This is a genomic window from Lentzea roselyniae (assembly GCF_039537795.1).
GTDB classification, from domain to species: domain Bacteria; phylum Actinomycetota; class Actinomycetes; order Mycobacteriales; family Pseudonocardiaceae; genus Lentzea; species Lentzea atacamensis.
Genome location: NZ_BAABBE010000001.1, coordinates 462423 through 483448 on the forward strand (window position 1 = coordinate 462423; position 21026 = coordinate 483448).

The 21026-nt window shown below is 67.9% G+C and carries 19 protein-coding genes and 1 pseudogene; 15 read left to right on the forward strand and 5 right to left on the reverse strand.

All coding sequences use genetic code 11. From position 1 onward, the window contains the following. The first annotated feature begins 1 nt into the window (after position 1). Positions 2 to 610: a recombination mediator RecR gene (gene recR, locus ABFX45_RS02370; protein ID WP_109630797.1), complete on the forward strand. Its 609-nt coding sequence runs from the start codon at positions 2 to 4 to the stop codon at positions 608 to 610. Next, positions 607 to 1125, forward strand: coding sequence for a uridine kinase family protein (locus ABFX45_RS02375; protein ID WP_346127195.1), 519 nt, complete (start codon positions 607 to 609; stop codon positions 1123 to 1125). The genes recR and ABFX45_RS02375 overlap by 4 nt, the downstream gene beginning before the upstream one ends. On the opposite strand, the gene ABFX45_RS02380 is transcribed toward ABFX45_RS02375, so the two are convergent. Beyond that, positions 1104 to 4382 carry an AfsR/SARP family transcriptional regulator gene (locus ABFX45_RS02380; protein ID WP_109630802.1) on the reverse strand — a complete coding sequence of 1093 codons (3279 nt, stop codon included), beginning with the start codon at positions 4380 to 4382 and terminating at the stop codon, positions 1104 to 1106. The two genes, ABFX45_RS02375 and ABFX45_RS02380, sit on opposite strands and share 22 nt — an antisense overlap. Before the next feature lie 216 nt (positions 4383 to 4598). Here ABFX45_RS02380 and ABFX45_RS02385 point away from each other — a divergent pair, with 216 nt between their 5' ends. From ABFX45_RS02385 to ABFX45_RS02410, 6 genes are all read left to right on the forward strand, one after another. After that, a complete protein-coding gene (locus tag ABFX45_RS02385) occupies positions 4599 to 6278 on the forward strand; it encodes an ABC transporter substrate-binding protein (RefSeq protein ID WP_109630805.1) in 1680 nt (559 codons plus the stop codon). Positions 6279 to 6319: 41 nt separating this feature from the next. After that, the gene (locus ABFX45_RS02390) at positions 6320 to 7324 is read left to right on the forward strand and encodes an ABC transporter permease (protein ID WP_109630810.1); all 1005 of its coding nucleotides are present in this window, start codon (positions 6320 to 6322) and stop codon (positions 7322 to 7324) included. A gap of 5 nt (positions 7325 to 7329) precedes the next feature. Then, positions 7330 to 8253 (forward strand): ABC transporter permease, encoded by a 924-nt coding sequence (locus ABFX45_RS02395; RefSeq protein ID WP_211337130.1) that lies wholly within the window; start codon positions 7330 to 7332, stop codon positions 8251 to 8253. Between the two features lie 6 nt (positions 8254 to 8259). Further along, positions 8260 to 9258 (forward strand): ABC transporter ATP-binding protein, encoded by a 999-nt coding sequence (locus tag ABFX45_RS02400; protein ID WP_346127199.1) that lies wholly within the window; start codon positions 8260 to 8262, stop codon positions 9256 to 9258. After that, a complete protein-coding gene (locus ABFX45_RS02405) occupies positions 9255 to 10361 on the forward strand; it encodes an ABC transporter ATP-binding protein (RefSeq protein WP_346127201.1) in 1107 nt (368 codons plus the stop codon). Before ABFX45_RS02400 ends, ABFX45_RS02405 begins: the two co-directional genes overlap by 4 nt. A gap of 68 nt (positions 10362 to 10429) precedes the next feature. After that, positions 10430 to 11011, forward strand: a complete 582-nt coding sequence (locus tag ABFX45_RS02410; RefSeq protein WP_109630823.1) for a TetR/AcrR family transcriptional regulator — start codon at positions 10430 to 10432, stop codon at positions 11009 to 11011. Positions 11012 to 11031: 20 nt separating this feature from the next. Here ABFX45_RS02410 and ABFX45_RS02415 read toward each other — a convergent pair. Next, a pseudogene (locus ABFX45_RS02415) lies at positions 11032 to 11454 on the reverse strand (DedA family protein); the annotation flags it as partial. 91 nt (positions 11455 to 11545) lie between these two features. Between ABFX45_RS02415 and ABFX45_RS02420 the strand changes: the two are divergent. From ABFX45_RS02420 to ABFX45_RS02435, 4 genes are all read left to right on the forward strand, one after another. Next, on the forward strand, positions 11546 to 12241 hold the full coding sequence (locus ABFX45_RS02420; protein WP_346127204.1) for a DUF4184 family protein: 696 nt from the start codon (positions 11546 to 11548) through the stop codon (positions 12239 to 12241). Positions 12242 to 12530: 289 nt separating this feature from the next. Continuing rightward, positions 12531 to 13964, forward strand: coding sequence for a discoidin domain-containing protein (locus ABFX45_RS02425; RefSeq protein WP_233439145.1), 1434 nt, complete (start codon positions 12531 to 12533; stop codon positions 13962 to 13964). A 29-nt stretch (positions 13965 to 13993) separates the two neighbouring features. Further along, positions 13994 to 15127, forward strand: a complete 1134-nt coding sequence (locus ABFX45_RS02430; RefSeq protein WP_109630830.1) for an MFS transporter — start codon at positions 13994 to 13996, stop codon at positions 15125 to 15127. Next, positions 15124 to 16071, forward strand: coding sequence for a TolB-like translocation protein (locus ABFX45_RS02435; RefSeq protein WP_346127207.1), 948 nt, complete (start codon positions 15124 to 15126; stop codon positions 16069 to 16071). Before ABFX45_RS02430 ends, ABFX45_RS02435 begins: the two co-directional genes overlap by 4 nt. A 59-nt stretch (positions 16072 to 16130) precedes the next feature. On the opposite strand, the gene leuA is transcribed toward ABFX45_RS02435, so the two are convergent. Then, positions 16131 to 17921 carry a 2-isopropylmalate synthase gene (gene leuA / locus ABFX45_RS02440; protein WP_109630836.1) on the reverse strand — a complete coding sequence of 597 codons (1791 nt, stop codon included), beginning with the start codon at positions 17919 to 17921 and terminating at the stop codon, positions 16131 to 16133. A 218-nt stretch (positions 17922 to 18139) separates the two neighbouring features. Here leuA and ABFX45_RS02445 point away from each other — a divergent pair, with 218 nt between their 5' ends. From ABFX45_RS02445 to ABFX45_RS02455, 3 genes are read left to right on the forward strand one after another with little or no spacing between them, the layout of a single operon-like run. After that, complete coding sequence (locus tag ABFX45_RS02445) at positions 18140 to 18436, forward strand: hypothetical protein (protein WP_109630837.1); 297 nt, start codon at positions 18140 to 18142, stop codon at positions 18434 to 18436. Between the two features lie 18 nt (positions 18437 to 18454). Beyond that, on the forward strand, positions 18455 to 18742 hold the full coding sequence (locus tag ABFX45_RS02450; protein ID WP_109630840.1) for a YggT family protein: 288 nt from the start codon (positions 18455 to 18457) through the stop codon (positions 18740 to 18742). Between the two features lie 10 nt (positions 18743 to 18752). Beyond that, positions 18753 to 19253, forward strand: a complete 501-nt coding sequence (locus ABFX45_RS02455) for an NUDIX domain-containing protein (protein ID WP_346127210.1) — start codon at positions 18753 to 18755, stop codon at positions 19251 to 19253. Here the strand turns inward: ABFX45_RS02455 and ABFX45_RS02460 are convergent. Next, positions 19239 to 19799: a nitroreductase family protein gene (locus tag ABFX45_RS02460; protein WP_346127212.1), complete on the reverse strand. Its 561-nt coding sequence runs from the start codon at positions 19797 to 19799 to the stop codon at positions 19239 to 19241. The genes ABFX45_RS02455 and ABFX45_RS02460 overlap by 15 nt on opposite strands. Then, positions 19799 to 21022, reverse strand: a complete 1224-nt coding sequence (locus tag ABFX45_RS02465; protein WP_233439146.1) for a hypothetical protein — start codon at positions 21020 to 21022, stop codon at positions 19799 to 19801. The genes ABFX45_RS02460 and ABFX45_RS02465 overlap by 1 nt, the downstream gene beginning before the upstream one ends. Positions 21023 to 21026: the final 4 nt, after the last annotated feature.

Genomic DNA, 21026 nt, shown 5'->3' on the forward strand with positions numbered 1-21026 from the left:
GATGTACGAGGGCCCGGTACAGGACCTCATCGACGAGCTGGGCAGACTCCCGGGCGTCGGTCCGAAGAGCGCCCAGCGCATCGCCTTCCACCTCCTGGCAACGGAACCGGCCGACATCGAGCGGCTCCAGCAAGCACTCCAGAAGGTCAAGGAAGGCGTCGTCTTCTGCGACGTCTGCGGCAACGTGTCCGCCGAGACCAGGTGCCGCATCTGCCGCGATCCCAAGCGCGACCTCAGCCTGGTCTGCGTGGTCGAGGAGCCCAAGGACGTCCAGGCGATCGAGCGCACCAGGGAGTTCAAGGGGCGCTACCACGTCCTGGGCGGCGCGCTCGACCCGCTCAGCGGTGTCGGACCGGACCAGCTCCGCATCCGCCAGCTGCTGAACCGGATCGGCACGGCCGTCGACGGCGTGGACATCTCCGAGGTCATCATCGCCACGGACCCCAACACCGAGGGCGAGGCCACGGCCACCTACCTGGTCCGGATGCTGCGCGACTTCCCCGGCCTGACCGTCACGCGGCTGGCCAGCGGCCTGCCGATGGGCGGCGACCTCGAGTTCGCGGACGAGCTCACCCTGGGGCGTGCGCTATCTGGTCGCCGGAGCATGTGACCAACGCTCCACCGCGACTGGGCAACACCCGCCTGGTCGCGGTGGACGGTCCGTCAGGCGCGGGCAAGTCGACGTTCGCGAGGAACCTCGCCGAGCAGCTCGGTGCCCAGCTCATCAGCACCGACCACTTCGCGACGTGGGACGACCCGACCACCCGGTGGTGGCCGAGACTCGTCCAGGCCCTCGACGCGGTGGCCGCCGGCGAACCGGGCCGCTACCGGAAAACCGATTGGTCCCAAGGCTTTCCGTGCATCGCAGAAGGCGACGAGGTCACGGTAAGTCCACAGGGGACGATCATCTTGGAGGGGTTCTCCTCGGCCAGGAAGGCGAACACCCGTCTCAGTCTCGCCATCTTCGTCGACCACGGAGATGAGAAGACGAGGCTGGAACGCGCGGTGGCACGGGACGGCGAGAAGTACCGCGCGGACTTCATCCGTTGGCAGCAGTACGAAAGAGGCTGGTTCGCGGTCGACGAGACGAAGGCCAGAGCCGACTACGTGGTCACCTCGAGCTGAGCCCGCACCACGCCGGCCTCCGGCGTCCCGATCGCGTTGAACACCTCCAGCGACGACGCCCAGTGCTCCCGAGCCCCGTCCACGTCGCCCAGCGCGGCGGACGCGTCGCCCGCCAGCTGCAGCGCCCGCCCGAACACCCACCGGTGCCCGGAGTCCGAACCGACCGAGGCGGCGCGCAGAGCACACTCCAACGCGCCTGAGGCGTCGTCGGTGTCGAGGTGGATGCGCCCGAGCACGAGCAGCACCTCCATCTCCGCCAGCCGGAACTGCGACCGGCCCGCCTCGACCAGCGCCGAGGTCGCCATCGTCAGCGCCTCGGAGTACCGGCCCGCTCCGCGGTACGCCGACGCCAGCCCGCGGCGGGCCGAGCAGATGCCCCACGAGTAGCCGGTCTCCACCGCGATCGACAGCGCCGACGAGAACTGCTCGATCGCGTCCTCCAGCCGTCCTGCGCCCTCCAGGGCACGGCCGAGCAGGTTCATCGCGTCGCAGACGCTCTTGACGTTCTCCAGGTCCTGCGCGATCTCCATGGCCGCGGTTGCCTCGACGGCCGCCTCGTCGTAACGGCCGCGCATGATCAGCGTGATCGCCATGCCCTCGTGCATGGTGTGACCGAAATTCCGGGCGGCCGCACGTTCGTACAGTTCGCTCGCGCGCGCGAAATAGGAGGCGCCGAGGTCCGGCACGCCGCGCCACGCGTGTACCTCACCCAACGCGCGCATGGAGTTCGCCTGCGTGATCCACGAGTCGAGGCGCGTACCGACCTCCAGCGCCTCCTCGAACGTCACCGCGGCGCGGTCCAGCTGGCCGAGCTGCATGTAGACGCCGCCGAGGTTGAACAGCGCGTTGGCCTGCACCTGGAGCGCACCGATCCGGCGGGTGATCACCAGGGCGCGTTCGAGGTGGTCGGCCGCGTGCTCCAGTTCGCCGAGGTCGATGTAGACGCTGCCGGCGTTGGACAGCACGGCGGCCTCGGCCTCCGGCAGGTCGATGTGCTCCTGCAGCGCGATGGCCTGCTGGTAGTAGCCCAGCGCGTTGCGGTGCTGCCCGGTCACCCAGTACAGCGTGCCGAGTGACGACAGCATCGCGAGCTGGCCGAGCTCGTCCCTCGGCGCACGGGCGCCCAGCAGTCCCGCCTTCGCCGTCTCGCGCCACTCGGCGGTCAGGCCCTGCGTGTAGAAGTAGCCGCGCAGCGCGTCCGCCAGCTGCCACGGCGAGTTCTCGGGGTCGCGTTCCACCGCGTTCGCCACCAGCGCGACCAGGTTGGCGCGCTCGACGTCCAGCCACGTCAGCGCCTCGGTGCTGGTGCTGAACGTCCGCGGCAGCACGCCGTCCAGCGGGGCCGGGCGCGGGAAGCGGAACAGCGTGGACTTCATCGCCGAGGTGGCGTTGTCGACCGAGCGGACCGCCCAGTCGACCAGCCGCCGCAACGCGAGCCGCGAGTCCGCCCTGCCCTCCTCGAACGCGAGGCGCTCGGCCGCGTAGTCGCGCAGCAGGTCGTGGAACTGGTAGCGGGACGGCGCGTGGTTCGCGATCAGGTTCGCGGTCGCCAGCCGGTCCAGTCGCCGGCGAGCGTCCTGAGTGGTCAGTCCGGAGAGGGCAGCCGCCATCTCCGGGGTGAAGTCCGTGCCGGGAACCAGCGACAGCAACCGGAACATCTGCGCCAGCTCGGGCTTCAGCGCCGTGTAGGACAGGTCGAACGCCGCGTGCACCGCGACGCGTTCGTCGCCTTCGACAGCCAGCGCGGCCAGCCGGTTGCCCGCCCGCAGCTCCTCCACGTAGTCGGCGATGGACAGCTCGGGACGCGACACGAGGTTCGCCGCAGCGATACGCAAAGCCAATGGCAGATGCGCGCACAACGCCGCCAGCTCCAGCGCCGCCGCCTCCTGGGAGGCGACCTCGTCCGCACCCAGGATGCCCGCGAGCAGAGCCTTGGTCTCGTTCCAGTCGAGCACGTCCAGCCGCACGTTCGACGCGGCGTGCGAGACGGCCAGACCGCGCAGCGTGTCGCGAGAGGTCACCAGCACCGCACACCCCGGCGAGCCTGGCAGCAACGGCCGGATCTGCTCGGCGGAAGACGCGTTGTCCAGCAGCAACAGCACTCGTTGCCCGGTCAGGGTCGACCGGAACATCGCCTCCTGCTCGTCCTGGTCCAGCGGCACCTGGTCCGGTTCGGTGCCCAGCGCGCGCAGGAACCGCGGCAGCACGTCCACCGCGCTCAACGGCGGACCGGGGGCGTATCCGCGCAGGTTGACGTACAGCTGGCCGTCCGGGAAGTCCGCCCGCATCCGGTGCGCTGCGTGCACGGCCAGCGCCGTCTTGCCCACTCCCGGCGGCCCGGCCAGCGTGACCACCGGCACGCCCTGCGCGGTCCTCAGCAGCGCGATGATCAGCGACACGGCCTCGTCGCGGCCGACGAAGTCCGGGATGTCCGCCGGCAGCTGCGACGGCACGACCCGCTCCGGCTTCGCGGCGACCACGGGCGCGCCGGAGGACACCGCCGCCACCGCGTCGATCGACCCCGACAGCACCTGGCTGTGCACGCGCCGCAGCTCGTCACCGGGGTCGATGCCCAGCTCGTCGCCCAGCAACCGGGAAACCCGCTGGTAGGCGGCCAGTGCCTCGCTCTGCCGGCCGGACCGGTACAGCGCCACCATCAGCTGCGCCCAGAACCGCTCGCGCAACGGGTGTTCGCTGGTCAGCCGGGAGAGCTCGGCCACCAGCTCGCCGTGCCTGCCCAGTTCGAGATCGACCTCGACCCGGCGCTCCAGCACGTGCAGGCGGCGTTCGTTGAGCCGTGGCACCTCGTCGCGGTGCAGGATCTCCGACGGCACGTCGACCAGCGCCGGACCCCTCCAGAGGCCGAGAGCGGCGGCGAACGCGGCCGAGGCGGCCTGCAGGTTGCCGGCGGCGCGTTCCTGCTCACCCTGTTCGATCAGCGGCTCGAAGCGCATCAGGTCGATGGTCTTCTCGTCGACGTCGATCAGGTACCCGTCCGGGACGGTCCTGATCGGCACCGACGGCCCGAGCAGCTGTCTGAGGCGCATCACGTACGTCTGAAGGGTCGCTCTGGCACGGGCGGGCGGCTCGTCGCCCCACACGTTCGCGGCGAGCTCGTCCACCGACACCGACGTGCCCGCACGCAGCAACAACGACACCAGCAGCGCCCGCTGACGGCCTGCGCGCACCAGCAGTGGTTCGGAGTCGAGGAGGACCTGGAGAGGGCCGAGGACGCGGAACTCGACCTGCCTGCTCATGCGTCCTCCTCCGCGTGTCGTTGTTGTTTCTACAGCCTAGGAGAGCGTTCGACGCATCTGTGGTGCTCACGTTGGGTCAGCGGGCATGCGCCGGACGTATCAGAATGCCTGGTCTAGTGGCCGGATCGTGACCTGAGTTACCTCGGGAGGGGTATGTACAACGGTTATGGTCGGCGACCACACCGTGAGATGTGCGGATTGTCCAAGGGGTGTTTGATGGTCCACTCAGTAACGGCTCGCCGCCGTTGGGTTGCCGCGATCGGCTTCCTCAGCGTCAGCGCGCTGGCCCTGTCAGGTTGCGCGCAATCCCAGCGCGACTCAGGTGGTGGCGGCAAGGAAGGCGGCACGCTGACCTTCGGTGCCGCCGGCGCACCGAAGCTCTTCGACCCGTTCTACGCGACCGACGGCGAGACCTTCCGGGTCGCCCGCCAGATGTACGAGGGTCTGGTCGGCTTCAAGCCGGGTACCGCCGAGGTCGAGCCCGCGCTGGCGACCGAGTACAAGCCCAGCGAAGACGGCAAGACGTGGACCTTCACCCTCAAGGAGGGCGTGAAGTTCCACGACGGTACGGACTTCAACGCCGAAGCCGTGTGCTTCAACTTCGAGCGCTGGTACAACCAGAAGGGCGCCGGCCAGTCCGACGCCGTCTCGCAGTACTGGCTGGACAACTTCGGCGGGTTCAAGGACACGCCGGACAAGCCCTCGCTGTACAAGTCCTGCACGGCCAAGGACCCGAAGACGGCGGTCATCGAGCTGACCAAGGTCACCTCGCAGTTCCCGTCGGTCCTCGGCTTCACGTCGTTCTCGATCTCCAGCCCCGACGCGCTGAAGAAGTACGACGCGGACAACGTCCAGGCCGCCGGTGACGCGTTCACCTACCCGGCCTACGCGAACGAGCACCCGACCGGCACGGGCCCGTTCAAGTTCGGCAAGTACGACAAGGCCAACAACACCGTGGAGCTCGTGCGCAACGACGCCTACCACGGCACGAAGGCCAAGCTGGACAAGATCGTCTTCAAGATCATCCCGGATGAGACCGCCCGCAAGCAGGCGCTCAAGGCCGGCGACATCGACGGTTACGACCTGCCGAACGCGGCCGACTGGGCCGGTCTGAAGTCCGACGGCTTCAACGTCGCGATCCGTCCGGCGTTCAACGTCTTCTACCTGGGCATCAACCAGAAGAACAACCCGAAGCTCGCCGACCTCAAGGTCCGCCAGGCCCTGATGTACGCGATCAACCGCGAGCAGCTGGTCAAGTCGCAGCTGCCCGAGGGTGCCAAGGTCGCGACGCAGTTCATGCCGGACACCGTGAACGGCTACAACAAGTCGATCCCCGAGGTGAAGTACGACCTCGAGAAGGCCAAGTCGCTGCTGGCCGAGGCCGGTGCCACCGACCTGACGCTGAAGTTCTACTGGCCGTCCGAGGTCACGCGTCCGTACATGCCGTCCCCGAAGGACCTGTTCGGCGCGATGTCCGGCGACCTGCAGAAGGCCGGCATCAAGATCGACGTCGTCACCAAGCCGTGGAACGGTGGCTACCTGACCGACGTCGACCAGGGCATCCCGGACCTGTTCCTGCTCGGCTGGACCGGTGACAACGGCACCGCGCACAACTGGGTCGGCACGTTCTTCGGCCGCCCCGACAACCGCTTCAACACGGGTACGTCGCCGTGGGGTGCCACGCTGGCGGCCGACCTGGCCAAGGCTGACTCCGAGCCGGACGAGGCCAAGCGCACCGCGCTGTACGAAGAGATCAACAAGAAGATCATGGAGGAGTACCTTCCCGCGATCCCGATCTCGCACTCCCCGCCCGCTCTGGTGTTGAAGTCGGACATCAAGGGTGTCGTGCCGAGCCCGTTGACCGACGAGAAGTTCGGCCCGGCCTCCAAGGGCTGAGCTGACCAGCTCCCACCACAAGAGAACAACGGGGTAGCTCAGTGCTCCGCTACACGATTCGACGGCTGATTCAGCTGGTCGGCGTGGTGCTGGTGCTCTCGCTGCTGCTCTTCGCGTGGATGCGACTTCTCCCAGGAGGGCCGGTTTCGGCCCTCCTGGGAGAACGCGCTACGCCGGAGTCGCGCGCGGCCCTCACCAAGCAGCTCGGCCTCGATCAGCCGATCATTGTGCAGTACTTCAAGTTCCTCGGTCGTGCGGCGACCGGCGACTTCGGCGTCTCCACCGGTGTCCAGCCCGGTGACTCCGCCCTCGAAATCTTCCTCCAGCGGTTCCCCGCGACGATCGAGCTCAGCTTCTTCGCGATCGTGATCGCGATCGCGATCGGTGTTCCGCTCGGCTATCTCGCCGCGAAGCGCCGCGGCGGCTGGTTCGACAACTTCAGCGTCATCGGTTCGCTGATCGGCGTCGCCGTGCCGGTGTTCTTCCTCGCCTACGTGCTCAAGGACGCGGCATCAGTGGGCCTGGGCCTGCCGTCGCAGGGCAGGCAGGGTGACATCAACGCCACCCGCGTCACCGGGTTCTTCACCCTGGACGGCATTCTCACCGGCGAGTGGGACGCGACGCTGGACGCGCTGGAACACCTGATCCTGCCGTCGATCGCGCTCGCCACGATTCCGTTCGCCGTGATCTTCCGGATCACCAGGGCGGCCGTGCTCGACGTGCTCGACGAGGACTTCGTGCGCACCGCCGAGGCCAAGGGTCTCACCGCACAGCTGATCCGCCGCCGGCACGTGCTGCGCAACGCGATGCTGCCGGTGGTCACGACGATCGGTCTGCAGACCGGCGCACTGCTCTCCGGCGCCGTGCTCACCGAGAAGGTGTTCTCGATCCCCGGTGTCGGTCAGGCGCTCGCCATCGGGTTCGAACGGCGTGACTACCCGGTGCTGTTGTTGCTGATCATCATGGCCACGATCGTCTACGTCGTGGTCAACCTGTTGGTCGACCTCTCGTACGCGCTCATCGACCCGCGCATCAGGACGAGGTGAGCGCAGTGACACTCGGAGTCTCCAAGAAGGAAAAGATCGACGACCTCGCCGAGAGCGCGGGCGTCTCGCTCGCCGCGAGCGCCTGGAAGCGGTTGAAGCGCAGCCCGGTGTTCCTCATCGGCGCGGTGATCATCGGCATCTTCATCGTGGTCTCGCTGCTCTCGCCGTGGCTCGCTCCGCACAACCCGTCCGACCCGATGCTGATCGACCAGGTCGTCAAGGCGCGCAACGAGATCCCGCCGCCGCAGCCGGGCCACCCCCTCGGCGGTGACCTGCAGGGCCGCGACTTCCTGTCGCGTCTGCTGGTCGGTTCGCAGCAGACGCTGATCGTCGGTGTCGGTGCGACGCTGATCGGGCTGACCGGCGGGTTGATCCTCGGCACGCTCGCGGGCGCGCTCGGCGGCTGGGTCGACTCGACCGTCATGCGTCTGGTCGACGTCATGCTGTCGCTGCCGAGCCTGCTGCTCGCGTTCTCGATCGCGGCGATGTTCGCGAAGCCCAGCCAGTTCACCGTGATCCTCGCGGTCGCGATCGTGCAGATCCCGGTGTTCGCGCGGTTGCTCAGAGGCTCGATGCTCGCGCAACGGCACAGCGACCACGTGCTGGCGGCGACCGCGCTCGGTGTGAAGAAGGGCGCGATCGTGTTCCGGCACATGCTGCCGAACTCGCTCAGCCCGGTGATCGTGCAGTCCACGCTGGTGCTGGCCACCGCGATCATCGAGGCGGCTGCGCTGTCGTTCCTCGGCCTCGGCAACCCGGACGACAGGATCCCGGAGTGGGGGCAGATGCTCGGTGACGTGCAGAACGTCTTCGACACGCATCCGCACCTCGCCGCGTACCCCGCGATCTGCATCATCATCGTCGCGCTCGGCTTCACCCTCATGGGCGAGACGCTGCGCGAAGCCCTCGACCCGAAGAACAGGCGGTGAGTCGTCGTGGCACTGCTCGAAGTTCGTGACCTCACCGTGGTCTTCCAGCGCAAGGGCGAGGAGCCGTTCCGCGCCGTCGACGGCGTCAGCTTCGACGTCGAGCCCGGTCAGACCGTGGGTCTGGTGGGCGAGTCGGGCTGCGGCAAGTCCGTGACATCGTTGGCGATCATGGGTCTGCTGCCCAAGCGCGGCGCCAAGGTCACCGGCACTGTCTCCTACGACGGCACGGACCTGCTGAAGCTGTCGGACCGGGAGATGCGCGACCGTCGTGGCCGCGATCTCGGCATGGTCTTCCAGGACCCGCTGTCCTCGCTCAACCCCGTCGTCCCGATCGGCCTGCAGGTCACCGAGGTGCTCGAACGGCACCGCGGCATGCCCCGCAAGGAAGCCATGGTCGAGGCGAAGAACCTGCTCGACAAGGTCGGCATCCCGGACCCGAACCGGCGGCTCAAGGAGTACCCGCACCAGCTCTCCGGCGGTATGCGGCAGCGCGCGCTCATCGCGATCGCGCTGGCGTGCCGGCCTAAGCTGCTGATCGCGGACGAGCCGACGACGGCGCTGGACGTGACCATCCAGGCCCAGATCCTCACGGTGATGAAGGAACTGGTGCAGGACCTCGGCACCGCGCTCGTGATGATCACCCACGACCTGGGTGTCGTCGCGGGCCTGTGCGACGAGGTGAACGTGCTGTACGCCGGCAAGGTGGTCGAGAAGGCCATGCGGCACCCGCTCTTCTCGGAGCCGCGCCACCCGTACACGCACGGCCTGCTGGCCTCGATCCCGCGCCTGGACGCGGCGCGCGGCGAGAAGCTGACGCCGATCAAGGGCTCGGTCTCCGACAACATCCCGTGGGCGCAGGGCTGTGCGTTCGCACCCCGTTGCCCGAACGCGCTCGACGTGTGCGTTCAGGTCACACCCGCCGAAGAAGACCAGCTGGGTCGCCTGCTCCGCTGCCACAACCCGGTGGTGCCGGGAACTCCCGCCGCCGAGGAGGTGCCGGTATGAGCGAGACCCTGGTCTCGGTCCAGGACATGAAGGTGCACTTCCCGATCAAGCGGGGCGTGTTCATGGACCGCACGGTCGGCTACGTCTACGCGGTGGACGGCGTCGACCTGGAGATCAAGCGCGGCGAGACCTACGGCCTGGTCGGCGAGTCGGGCTGCGGCAAGTCCACCCTCGGGCGTGCGATGCTGCGGCTCAACGAGCCGACGGCCGGAAAGATGATCTTCGACGGGCAGGACTTCTCCGCCATCAAGGGCGAGGAGCTGCGCAGGATGCGGCGCCGGATCCAGATGGTGTTCCAGGACCCGCTGTCCTCGCTCGACCCGCGCCAGTCCGTGGAGTCGATCCTCATCGAGGGCCTGCGGGCGCACGACCTGGACAAGAGCAAGGAGGAGACCGGCAAGCGGTTGCGCGAGCTGCTCTCCGCCGTGGGCCTGCCGACGACGGCGCTGCGCAAGTACCCGCACGAGTTCTCGGGCGGTCAGCGTCAGCGCATCGGCATCGCCCGCGCACTGGCGCTCAACCCGGACCTGATCGTCGCCGACGAGCCGGTGTCCGCGCTGGACGTGTCGGTGCAGGCCCAGGTCGTGAACCTGCTGGAGGAACTCCAGGAGCAGTTCGGCCTGACCTACCTGGTGATCGCGCACGACCTCGCGGTCGTGAAGCACATCTCCGACCGAGTCGGCGTGATGTACCTCGGCGGCCTGGTCGAGGAGGCCACCTCCGAGGACCTCTACGCCGAGCCGCTGCACCCGTACACGCGGGCGCTGCTGTCCGCGATCCCGGTGCCGGACCCCGTGGTCGAGGACCGGCGTGAGCGCATCCTGCTGGCGGGCGACCTCCCGTCGCCCGCGAACCCGCCGTCGGGCTGCCGGTTCCACACCCGGTGTCCGTGGCGGCAGCAGACCAAGTGCGACACCCAGCGTCCCGTGCTGCGGGAGCTCAAGCCGGGTCACAAGGTGGCGTGCCACTGGGCGGAGCAGATCCGCTCCGGCGAGATCCAGCCGCACGAGGTGAAGCCGATCCTGGTGGAGGAGGGCGACGGCATCTCGCCGGACATTCCCCTCGTGGGACCGGCGTCCGTCACAGAGGCGCTCAACCCGTAAGACGATCCGGGGCCACCTTTCGAGGTGGCCCCGTTCGTTTCTCCAGGGTCGTCCGCTGTCCTGGGTGGATGGACAGTCGTGGGGCGATTCTGCTGAGAGCTGCGGAGATCGCGTCGGTCGACGGGCTCGAAGGAGTCACGATCGGGCGGCTCGCGGTCGAGCTCGGCATGAGCAAGAGCGGGGTGTTCTCGCACTTCGGTGCCAAGGAGGAGCTGCAGCTCTCCACCGTCCACACCGCCGCGGAGATCTTCTCGCGCGAGGTGGTGGTCGCCGGCGGGCCGGTGCTCGACCTGTGCGGACGCTGGCTCGACTACTCGAAGCGCCGCGTGTTCCCCGGCGGCTGCTTCTTCGTCGTGACGCGCTCCGAGTTCGCCGCCCGCCCCGGCCGCGTGCGCGACGCGCTGATGCTCTTCAACCTGCGCTGGATCTCACTGCTGGAACGGCTTTGCGGTGACGCGCAGCTGGCGTTCGAAGTGGACGCGTTGCTGACGGCCGCAGACCGCTTCGCCGTGCTCTACGACGACGCCTCGGCGTACGAGAGGGTGCGGCTGGCGTTGCGCGCCCGGATCGCCATGCCGACCGGGATGGAGATGAGCGTGGCCACGGCGATCGACAGCAACATCGCGAGCCAGACCTCGTCGACGATCTGACCGCCGATGTACCCGACGGTGGCGGGGTAGACGCTCCACAGCGCCGACCCGACGGCCGCGACCGGCACGAACCTCTTCACCGGCCACTTCAGCGCCCCGGCCAGCAACGCCCCGACGATGCCGCCCGCGGGCAGGAACCGTGCCGCGATGAGGATCGTCTCGCCCTTGGACGCCAGCTGGTCAGCGGTCCACACGACCATGGCCCGCGCCTTCACGTTCTTGTTGACGCGGTCGAGGGCCTTCATGCCCATCCGCCGGCCCATCGTAAAGTTGATCATGTCGCTGGCCAGGCAGCCGGCAGCGGCGACGAGCACCACCAGGTACAGCGGAACCTCACCGGACGCGGCCAGGACGCCGGCACCGATGAGCACGGCCTCCGTCGGTGCCAAGGGCACGACGGCGACCAGGAACAGCACGACGAGACTGGCGGCTGTGGCGCTCATGATCGGTGAACGTACGTGACCTACATGAACAATCCCGACCAGGGTGTTTCTTCAGGCCACCCACAGGAACCAGGTCGATCTACGCTTGGTCGTGCCGTTCACCCTCGCGCATCCGGCAGCGGTGCTCCCGCTTCGCCGGTTCCTCTGGTTCCCCGGACTGGTGGCGGGCGCGATGGCACCGGACCTCGGCTACTACCTCCCGGTCCTGCCGACCCACGACGTGCTCGGTGGATCTCTCGCCGCAGTGGTGTTGTTGCTGGTCGGGCGTTTGTTGTTGCCCTCGCTGATGGCGCTGGCACCCGAGTTCGTGCGGACGCGGGTGTCGCGTCCGGCGGACTTCCGCCAACCGCTCCTGCGCGCGTTGTCCATTGTGGCCGGTGTGCTCACGCACCTGCTCTGGGACGCCTTCACGCAGACCGACGGATGGTTCGTCCAGCAATGGGAGTGGTTGAAAATCGCGGTCGTCAGCCCGCACCGGCTCTACAACGTGATCGGTTACATGTCATCCGTCGGCGGCGTCGCGCTGCTCGTCTGGATCGGTTTGGCTGCCCCCAGGGGCAATGACTGGCCGTCACGTCCCGGAATTTCCCGGTACGGATTCCGGCTCCTCGTCGTGCTCGCGGCCGTGGTCGGCGCTGTCTGGTCGCTGTCTGATCCGGTCAGCCAGGTGAGCCTCTATGACTGGGTGCGGAGGCTGCTGCTTGGAGTGATCCAGGGCACATGCTTCGGGCTGGCAGTGAACGCCGTTTTCTGGGGCATCGAGCAGTCATGCCATGACAGGGCATGACAGATCAATTCGCGCGTCTGAATTCGATCTGTCACTGATGCAACCGGCAAATCTGTCGTTGACCTGCGCATTCGGGCGTCATTAACCTCCGAGGTCCAATAGGAAAGCTTCTTTACCAATCCTTCGAGCCGCTGCCCTTGCCCAGGAGGACGAAGTGATCAGAAAGCGCACCAGAGCCGGTGTCGCGTTAGCCCTGTTTGCACTGGTCATACCCCAGATCGCAGGCTCGGGCACGGCGAACGCGGCCGATACCCTGCTGTCCGCCAACAAACCCACCACCGTCTCGTCCGTGGAGGCTGCGACCTTCGGCGGTGCCAACGCCGTGGACGGAGATCCGACCACTCGCTGGGCGAGCCTCGAAGGCGTCGACCCGCAGTGGATCGCCGTCGACCTCGGCGGCAACGCCGCCATCTCCAGGGTCAAGCTCAACTGGGAGGTCGCGTACGCCTCGGAGTACAAGATCCAGACGTCGGCCGACGGATCGTCGTGGAGCACCAAGAAGACGCTCTACAGCCAGAACGGCGGCATCGACGACGTCTACTTGACGACCTCGGGCCGCTACGTGCGGATCTACGGCACCAAGCGCGGCACGCCCTACGGCTACTCGCTCTGGGAGATGGAGGTCTACGGCTCGATCGAGGGCGGCGACACCTCACCGCCGACCGCGCCGACGAACCTCGCGAGCACGGGCACCACGTCGAGCTCGGTGAGTCTGCAGTGGACGGCCGCGACCGACGACCGCGGCGTGGTCGGCTACGACGTCCTGCGCAACGGCAGTGTCGTCGGCACGCCCACGGGCACGACGTTCACCGACAGCGGCCTGGCTTCCGGTACGGCGTTCACCTACACCGTCCGCGCTCGCGACGCGGCCGGAAACCTCGGGCCCGTCAGCAACGCGGTGACGGCGACGACCCTGCCGGCCGGACCCGGCGACAACATCACGATCGTCGTGGCGGGTGACATCGCGGCGCTGAACAACAGCGCGCACTACGAGACCGTGAGGCTCATCGACCAGATCAAGCCGAACCACATCCTGACGGTCGGTGACAACCAGTACGACAGCGGAACGCTGACGGAGTTCCGCAACCACTACGACAAGTCGTGGGGCAAGTACAAGAGCATCACCCACCCGTCGCCCGGCAACCACGAGTGGTACGACAACCTCAACGGTTACAAGGCGTACTTCGGCGCCATCGCCTACCCGCAGGGCAAGCCGTACTACAGCTGGGAAGCAGGCGAGTTCCACTTCGTCTCGGTCGACTCCGACCCGATGGACAACAACGGTTCCGACTCGGCGCAACTCAGCTGGCTCAAGACCGACCTGGCCAACAACACCAAACCCTGTGTCGTCGGCTACATGCACCACCCTCGGTTCACCTCCGGCAAGTACGGCGACAACGCGAAGATCGCGCCGTACTGGAACGCGTTCGCGGACGTCAAGGCCGACCTGATGCTCGGTGGCCACAACCACCACTACGAGCGGCTCGCGCCGTTGAACAAGAGTGGTGCGATCGACCAGACCAACGGCGTGCGGTCGGCGGTCGTCGGCATCGGTGGTGACTGGCTCTACAAGGAGCGCACCCCTCGGGTGGGCGTGGAGAAGTACTTCTCCGACAGCCACGGCGTCATGAAGCTCACCATCTCCGGCCGCTCCTACTCGTGGGAGGTCATCGACACGGCCGGCACGGTGCGCGACAAGGCCGGTCCCTACACCTGTCGCTGATCGGTTCTGGCTGTTGATCGGAGGCCGTCGTGTACATCGCAACCGCTCGACAAGCTCCCGCCGCGGGTGGCACCGGCAGGATCGCGGCGAACGTGCTCGCCCTGGGCGCGGTCTCACTGCTCACGGACGTCTCCTCCGAGATGGTGACCGCGATCCTGCCGCTGTACCTGGTGCTGGGGCTGGGGTTCTCCCCGCTGCAGTTCGGTGTGCTCGACGGCATCTACACCGGTGTGACGGCACTGGTTCGAGTCGTCGGCGGTCATGCGGCTGACCGCTGGCAACGGCGCAAGCTCGTGGCCGGCCTGGGTTACGGAATCTCGGCGGTGGGCAAGCTGGGCTTGCTCGCCGCCGGGACCTCCGCCACCGCGATGGGGTTCGTTCTGGCGGGGGACAGGACGGGCAAGGGCCTGCGCACCGCACCGAGGGACGCACTGATCACGTTGAGCAGTGAGCCTTCGGCGCTTGGACGCGCCTTCGGTGTTCACCGTGCCATGGACACCGTCGGCGCGTTCCTGGGCCCGCTCGTGGCGTTCTGTCTCCTGTGGACGCTTCCGGCTCGCTACGACGTGGTGTTCGTCGTGAGCTTCTGCTTCGCGGCACTGGGAGTTCTGGTCCTGGTGCTCTTCGTCCGCGACCACCGCGACGTGCTGCCACGCGTCGCGGTGTCGCTGCGAAGTGCCTTCGGGTTGCTGCGGTCCAGGCCGTTCCGGCGGGTCTGCCTGGTCGCGTGCGGACTCGGGTTCCTGACGCTGGGCGACGGGTTCATCTACCTGTTGCTGCAGAAGAAGCTCGACGTCGACGTCGCCTACATCGCGTTGCTGCCCCTCGGCACGGCGGGCGTGTACCTGCTCGCCGCCGTGCCGATGGGCGCGCTGGCCGACCGGGCCGGCCGGTGGCGGATGTTCCTCGTCGGCCACCTCGCGCTGCTCGGCGCGTACCTGTTGTTCTTCGGTGCGTCCGGAATCGCCCTGCTGGTGGGCGTTCTGGTGCTGCACGGGTTGTTCTACGCCTGCACGGACGGCGTGTTGATGGCCGTCGCGGGTCCGCTCATCCCCGACGAACTGCGCACGTCCGGTCTGGCCCTGCTCCAGACCGGCCAGGTGCTGGCTCGGGCGTCTTCCTCGGTGCTGTTCGGTGCTCTTTGGACGTGGTTTGCTTGGTGAGGATCCTGGTCGTCGTCGTTGCCGTGATCGTGCTTGGCCTCGGCGCCACGGCCTACGCCCTGCGCGCGCCGGACGAGGTCCCCGTTCCGGTCGCGGTCGAGCCGGGCCCGGTCGAGCTGACCCCCGGCCGTCTGCTGTTCGTGGACGACGCGAGCGGCAAGGTGGCGTCGGTGCCGCTGTCCGATCCCGGCGGCCCGCGCCGGGTGAGTGCGTTGTCCTGCAAGCGGTTCTTCACCGCGGCGAAGGTGGGACTGTGTCTCGCGGACCGAGCAGGCCCGTTCCCGGGATCCACCTCGATCTTCGTCGACCAGGCGCTGTCGGAGACCAGCCGCGTCGACGTCGCGGGCGTGCCGAACCGCGCGAAGCTGTCGCCGGACGGGCGGATGGCGTCCTGGACGACCTTCGTCACGGGTGACTCGTATGCCCAGACAGGAGCGTTCTCCACCCGCACGGGCATCTACGACCGGGAGACGCTGCAGTACCAGAGCAACATGGAGGGCACGCGGATCGCCGGCATGAAGGGGGCGGAGGACATGAACTTCTGGGGCGTGACGTTCACCGAGAACAACCGCTCCTACTACGCAACGATGTCCACCGGCGGCAAGACCTATCTGATCAACGGCGACTCGGTCGACATCTTCGCGAAACCGTTGCGGGAGAACGTCGAATGCCCGTCGCTGTCCCCGGACGGCAAGCGCGTGGCGTTCAAGAAGCGCGTGCCGGGCGACGGCGCGCGGCCGTGGCGTCAGCACGTGCTGGACCTGACCACGATGGTGGAGACACCCCTGGCCGAGACGCGTGGGATCGACGACCAGGTGGTGTGGCTGGACAACGACACCATCGCCTACGGCCTGCCGGGCGAGGGCATCTGGGCCGTGCAAGCGAACGGGGAGGGCGCGCCTCGGCAGCTTGTGCCGCACGCGTCCTCCCCGTCGCTCGTCTAGCGCCGCAACCGCCAGCCTTTGCCCGGCGGAACACGGGGCAAAGGCTGGCGGTTACGGCACTAGCGGTTAGCCCGGTTCACGGCCGACACGATGGCGCGGAACGAAGCCGCGACCGTTGAACTGTCGATGCCCACACCCCACAGCACACGGTCGCCCACAGCGCACTCGAGGTAGGCGGCCGCACGGGCGTCGTCACCGGCGGACAGCGCGTGCTCGGCGTAGTCCAGCACCCGCACGTCGTAGCCCACGGAAGCGAGCGCGTCGACGAACGCGGCGATCGGACCGTTGCCGGACCCCGTGATCTCCTGCTGCTCGCCGTCGATCAGCAGAGTCGCGGTGATCTCCTCGTGGCCGCTGCCGTCCGACGACGCGCGGTGCTTCAGCAGGTACAGCGGCACCTTGCCGTGGAGGTACTCCTCCGCGAAGGCGTCCCACATCTCCTTCGGGTTGATCTCGCCGCCCTGCGTGTCGGTGACCTCCTGGATCACCCTCGAGAACTCGATCTGCAGGCGCCGCGGCAGGTCGAGGTGGTGCTCCTGCTTCATCAGGTACGCCACGCCACCCTTGCCGGACTGCGAGTTGACCCGGATGACGGCCTCGTAGTTGCGACCCACGTCCTTCGGGTCGATCGGCAGGTACGGGACCTCCCACGGGAAGTCGTCGACGTGCTGCCCGGCGTCCTTGGCGTCGGCCTCCAGCGCCTCGAAGCCCTTCTTGATCGCGTCCTGGTGGCTGCCCGAGAACGCGGTGAAGACCAGGTCACCGCCGTACGGGTGCCGCTCGGGCACCGGCAGCTGGTTGCAGTACTCGACGGTGCGGCGAACCTCGTCGATGTCGGAGAAGTCGATCTGCGGGTCGATGCCCTGGCTGAACATGTTCATCGCCAGCGTGACCAGGCAGACGTTGCCGGTGCGCTCGCCGTTGCCGAACAGGCAGCCCTCGATGCGGTCCGCGCCGGCCAGGTAACCCAGCTCGGCGGCGGCAACCCCGGTGCCGCGGTCGTTGTGCGGGTGCAGGCTGAGGATGATCGACTCGCGGTTGTCCAGGTTCCGGCTCATCCACTCGATCGAGTCGGCGTAGACGTTCGGCGTCGCCATCTCGACCGTCGCCGGCAGGTTGATGATCAGCGGCTTCTCGGGGGTGGGCTGGATGACCGCGGTGACCGCGTTGCAGACCTCGAGCGCGTAGGTCAGCTCGGTGCCGGTGTACGACTCGGGGCTGTACTCGTACCGGAAGTCGGTCTCCGGGTAGTCGCGCTCCTGCTCCTTGGCGAACTTCGCGGCGTCCACGGCGATCTTCTTGATGCCGTCGCGGTCGCTGCGGAAGACGACCCGTCGCTGCAGGATCGACGTCGAGTTGTAGAAGTGGACGATCGCCTTGTTGGCGCCGCGCAGGGACTCGAAGGTCCTGGCGATCAGCTCTTCCCGGCACTGGGTCAGGACCTGGATCGTCACGTCGTCGGGGATCGCGCCGTCTTCGATGATCTCGCGGACGAAGTCGAAGTCGGTCTGCGACGCCGCCGGGAAGCCGACCTCGATCTCCTTGAAGCCCATCCGGACCAGCAGGTCGAACATCTTGCGCTTGCGGGCCGGCGACATCGGGTCGATCAGGGCCTGGTTGCCGTCCCGCAGGTCCACCGCGCACCACAGCGGTGCCTTCTCCACCCGCTTGTTCGGCCAGGTGCGGTCGGGTACGTCGATCACCTCTACGACCTCGTGGAACGGGCGGTAGCGGTGGAAGGGCATGCTGCTGCCGAGCTGGGGGTTCCAGGAGGGCTGGGATGCCGGGGCCGGGCGCGCGGGCTGGCGGATGCGGCTGTTACCGGAGGTGTAGGCGTCGGAGGAGGACATTTTCGATTGCTCCTGCGGGTCGTTTGGGAACGACCGGCGGCAACGCTGAATCCCGCGACGGGGGGCCGGTCTGATCAGACCCCGTCACGGCAGCGAAGCAGGAGGGAACGCCACACGTCCGACAGAGTAGCCACAGTTCGGCCGGAGATGGAACCGCGGGCCCGGATCGTGGGACAACGACAAGTTTTGCCAGGTGTGAATCCGGGAAAAGCTCATGTATGTCCAGATTACGTACGACCAGTGGCCGCGGCACGGCTTCACGCGTGATCAGCGGCATCGGTGTGGTCTTCGCCCTGATCGAGATCCTCTACATCCTGATGATCGTTCTCGGCGCGAACCAGGCGAACGCGTTCTTCAAGTTCATCCAGTCCCTCGCCGAGCCCCTCGCACTGTTCTTCCCCGGCCTCTTCGCAACCGGCAACTACAACGTCGACGTGCTGCTCAATTACGGCCTCGCCGCTGTGTTCTGGCTGGTCGTGACCGGCATTCTCGCCCGTGTGGTGTCCCGCTACTGAGTAGTACATTCCCGCCCCATGCGTACACGCGTGGTCGGGATCGCCGCCGGAATCGTCAGCTGGGCAGGCCTCGCGCTGGCGGTCGTGCTCGTCGTTCACGTCGTGCTGACCGTCGGCGGGGCCAACCCGGACAACCCCATCACCAGCACCGTCAAGGCGGTGGCGGAACCCGTGGCGCTCGCGTTCCGGGACTTGTTCACGCCCGAGGACGCCAAGTTGCGGGTGCTGGTCAACTTCGGGCTCGCGGCGCTGTTCTGGCTGGCCGTTCGAGCGATCGTCCTCAAACTCGTCAGGCGTCTGAACTAGGTTCGGCTTCATGGCGCGCGACGACTTCTGCAGCAGCTGCGGCACCCGGTATGCCGACACGTCCGGCTACCCGCGCGAGTGCGCAGGCTGTGGGCACATGGTGTGGGCCAACCCGTCTCCCGTCGTCGTGTTGCTCGTGCCGGTCAAGGACGGGGCGCGCACCGGGCTGTTGACCGTGCGACGGGCCATTCCGCCGGTTGGGCAGCTCGCGTTCGTCAGCGGGTTCATGGACCGCGGTGAGTCGTGGCAGCAGAGTGCGGCGCGCGAGCTCGAAGAGGAAGCGAACGTGCGCATCGACCCGGCCGGCCTGCGGCCGTTGCACTTCGTGTCGACGCCGGACGGTGGGACGGTGTTGCTGTTCGCGACGGCGCCCGCGATCAACGCCGAGGACATGCCGCCGTTCGTGCCCAACGACGAGGCGTCCGAGCGCAAGGTCATCTTCGAGTGCGAGCCGTTGGCGTTTCCGCTGCACAACGAGGTCGCGACGAAGTACTTCTCAACCGAACAGTGACTGGCCCCAGCTGCCCGTGAAGACGGTTTCGGACAGCGGGTGGCGGAGCCGTTCGCGCTGCTCGCGGGCCTGGAGGTCCTCGGGGAGGTCCTCCAGCCTGCCTGGCCGGCCCAGTGCCATCGCCACCACCGGGCGGACGTCTTCCGGCATGCCGAACGTCTCGTGGGCGGCGGTCTTGTCGAAGCCGCCCATCATGTGTGCGATCAGGCCCAGGTCGACGGCCTGCAGTGCGATGTTCTCCATCGCGAGGCCCAGGCCGAACTCGACGTTGGGCAGGTCGCCGCGCGCATCGGCGGTGATCACGCAGCCGATCAGCAGCACGGAGGCGCGGAAGGCCCAGGTCTTGTTGCCGGGGCGGAGCGTTTCGAGGATCGCGTCGAACGTGGGTGTGCCGCGCTTTCCGACGACGAACCGGGCCGGCTGGCTGTTGCCGTGGGACGGGGCCCAGCGCGCCGCCTCCAGCAGGATGCGCAGCTCGTCGTCGGAAACCGTTGCCTCAGCGGAGAAAGCGCGAGGGCTCCAGCGCTTCGAGATCAGCTCGTTCATCAGATCGCATACTGCCAAACCGCGAGGGAGTAGGCGCCGAACCAGGCGCTGAACAGGGTCGCTCCGGCCAGCACGGTCAGCACCGTGGACATCCGGCGGCGGGCCAGCACCAGGGCCAGCGGGATCAGCAGCGTGAACGCGGGCAGCAACAGTCGGGCCTTCGAGTTCATCAGGCCGTTCGAGCCGATGTCCATGATGAGGACACCGATGCCGTAGACGACCAACGGCCACTCCAAGCGGCGTTGGAAGGCGTAGAAGACGAGCACGACGGCGAGGATCAGCAGCCACACCGTGCCGGTCTCCAGTTCGGAGCGCGGGTTGCCGAGGTGCTCGAAGGCGAACTTCAGCGTCGCCGCGCCGCCGTCGAACTTCGACCCCCAGCCGCGTTGCTGCACGCCGAACCAGCCGTCGAGGTCACCGGTGCGGACCGCGACCCAGCCGAGGTAGCCGACCAGGCCGAGCGGCGCGACCAGGCCACCGACCCACGCCCGCCAGTCACGCCGGTCCGCGATCACCGCCACCAGCGCGGCGAGGCCGACCGCGGCGATCAGCGCACCCGCCGTGGGGCGCACCAGACCGGCGGCCGAGCAGCACACGCCCGCGAGGACCCAGCGCTTCTTCACCACGCCGACCAGCGCCCACGCGGCGAACGCGCAGAACGTCGCCTCCGAGTAGGTCATCGACAGCACGACGGCCATCGGGGACGCCGAGAACAGCGTGACCAGGATCAGGCCGGTCCTCGTCGAGCCGCCGCGCACCGAACGCCCGAGCACGAACAGGCCGTACGCGCAGAACAGGCCGCTGATCAGGCTGACCGCGAACGCGGCACCCTCCAGGCTCACGCCCGGCAGGCCGTCCACCCACCTGATCAGCGCGGGGTAGCCGGGGAAGAACGCGAGCGGCGTCTCGGCCGTGCGCCTGCCGGCCGCGTCGGCCAAACGGGCAGGAACGTCGTTGTAGCCGCCGGCCGCGATCCCGAGGAACCACTCGCCGTCCCACGACTTCAGCTCGCCGACCGCGGTGTTGGCCGACCCGTGGATCTTGTTCTGGTACTCGACGACGAGCTGCAGCACGTACAGACCCACCTGCCGGACGAACAGGTAGATCAGCGCGGGAATCGACCACAGCGCTGCGGGATGTCTGAGCGCCTCGGCCAACCGTGAGCGCGCACTGCTCTGATGCACGGCTGCTGGAGCCTCCACCACATCGACCGTCGACGACACCCGG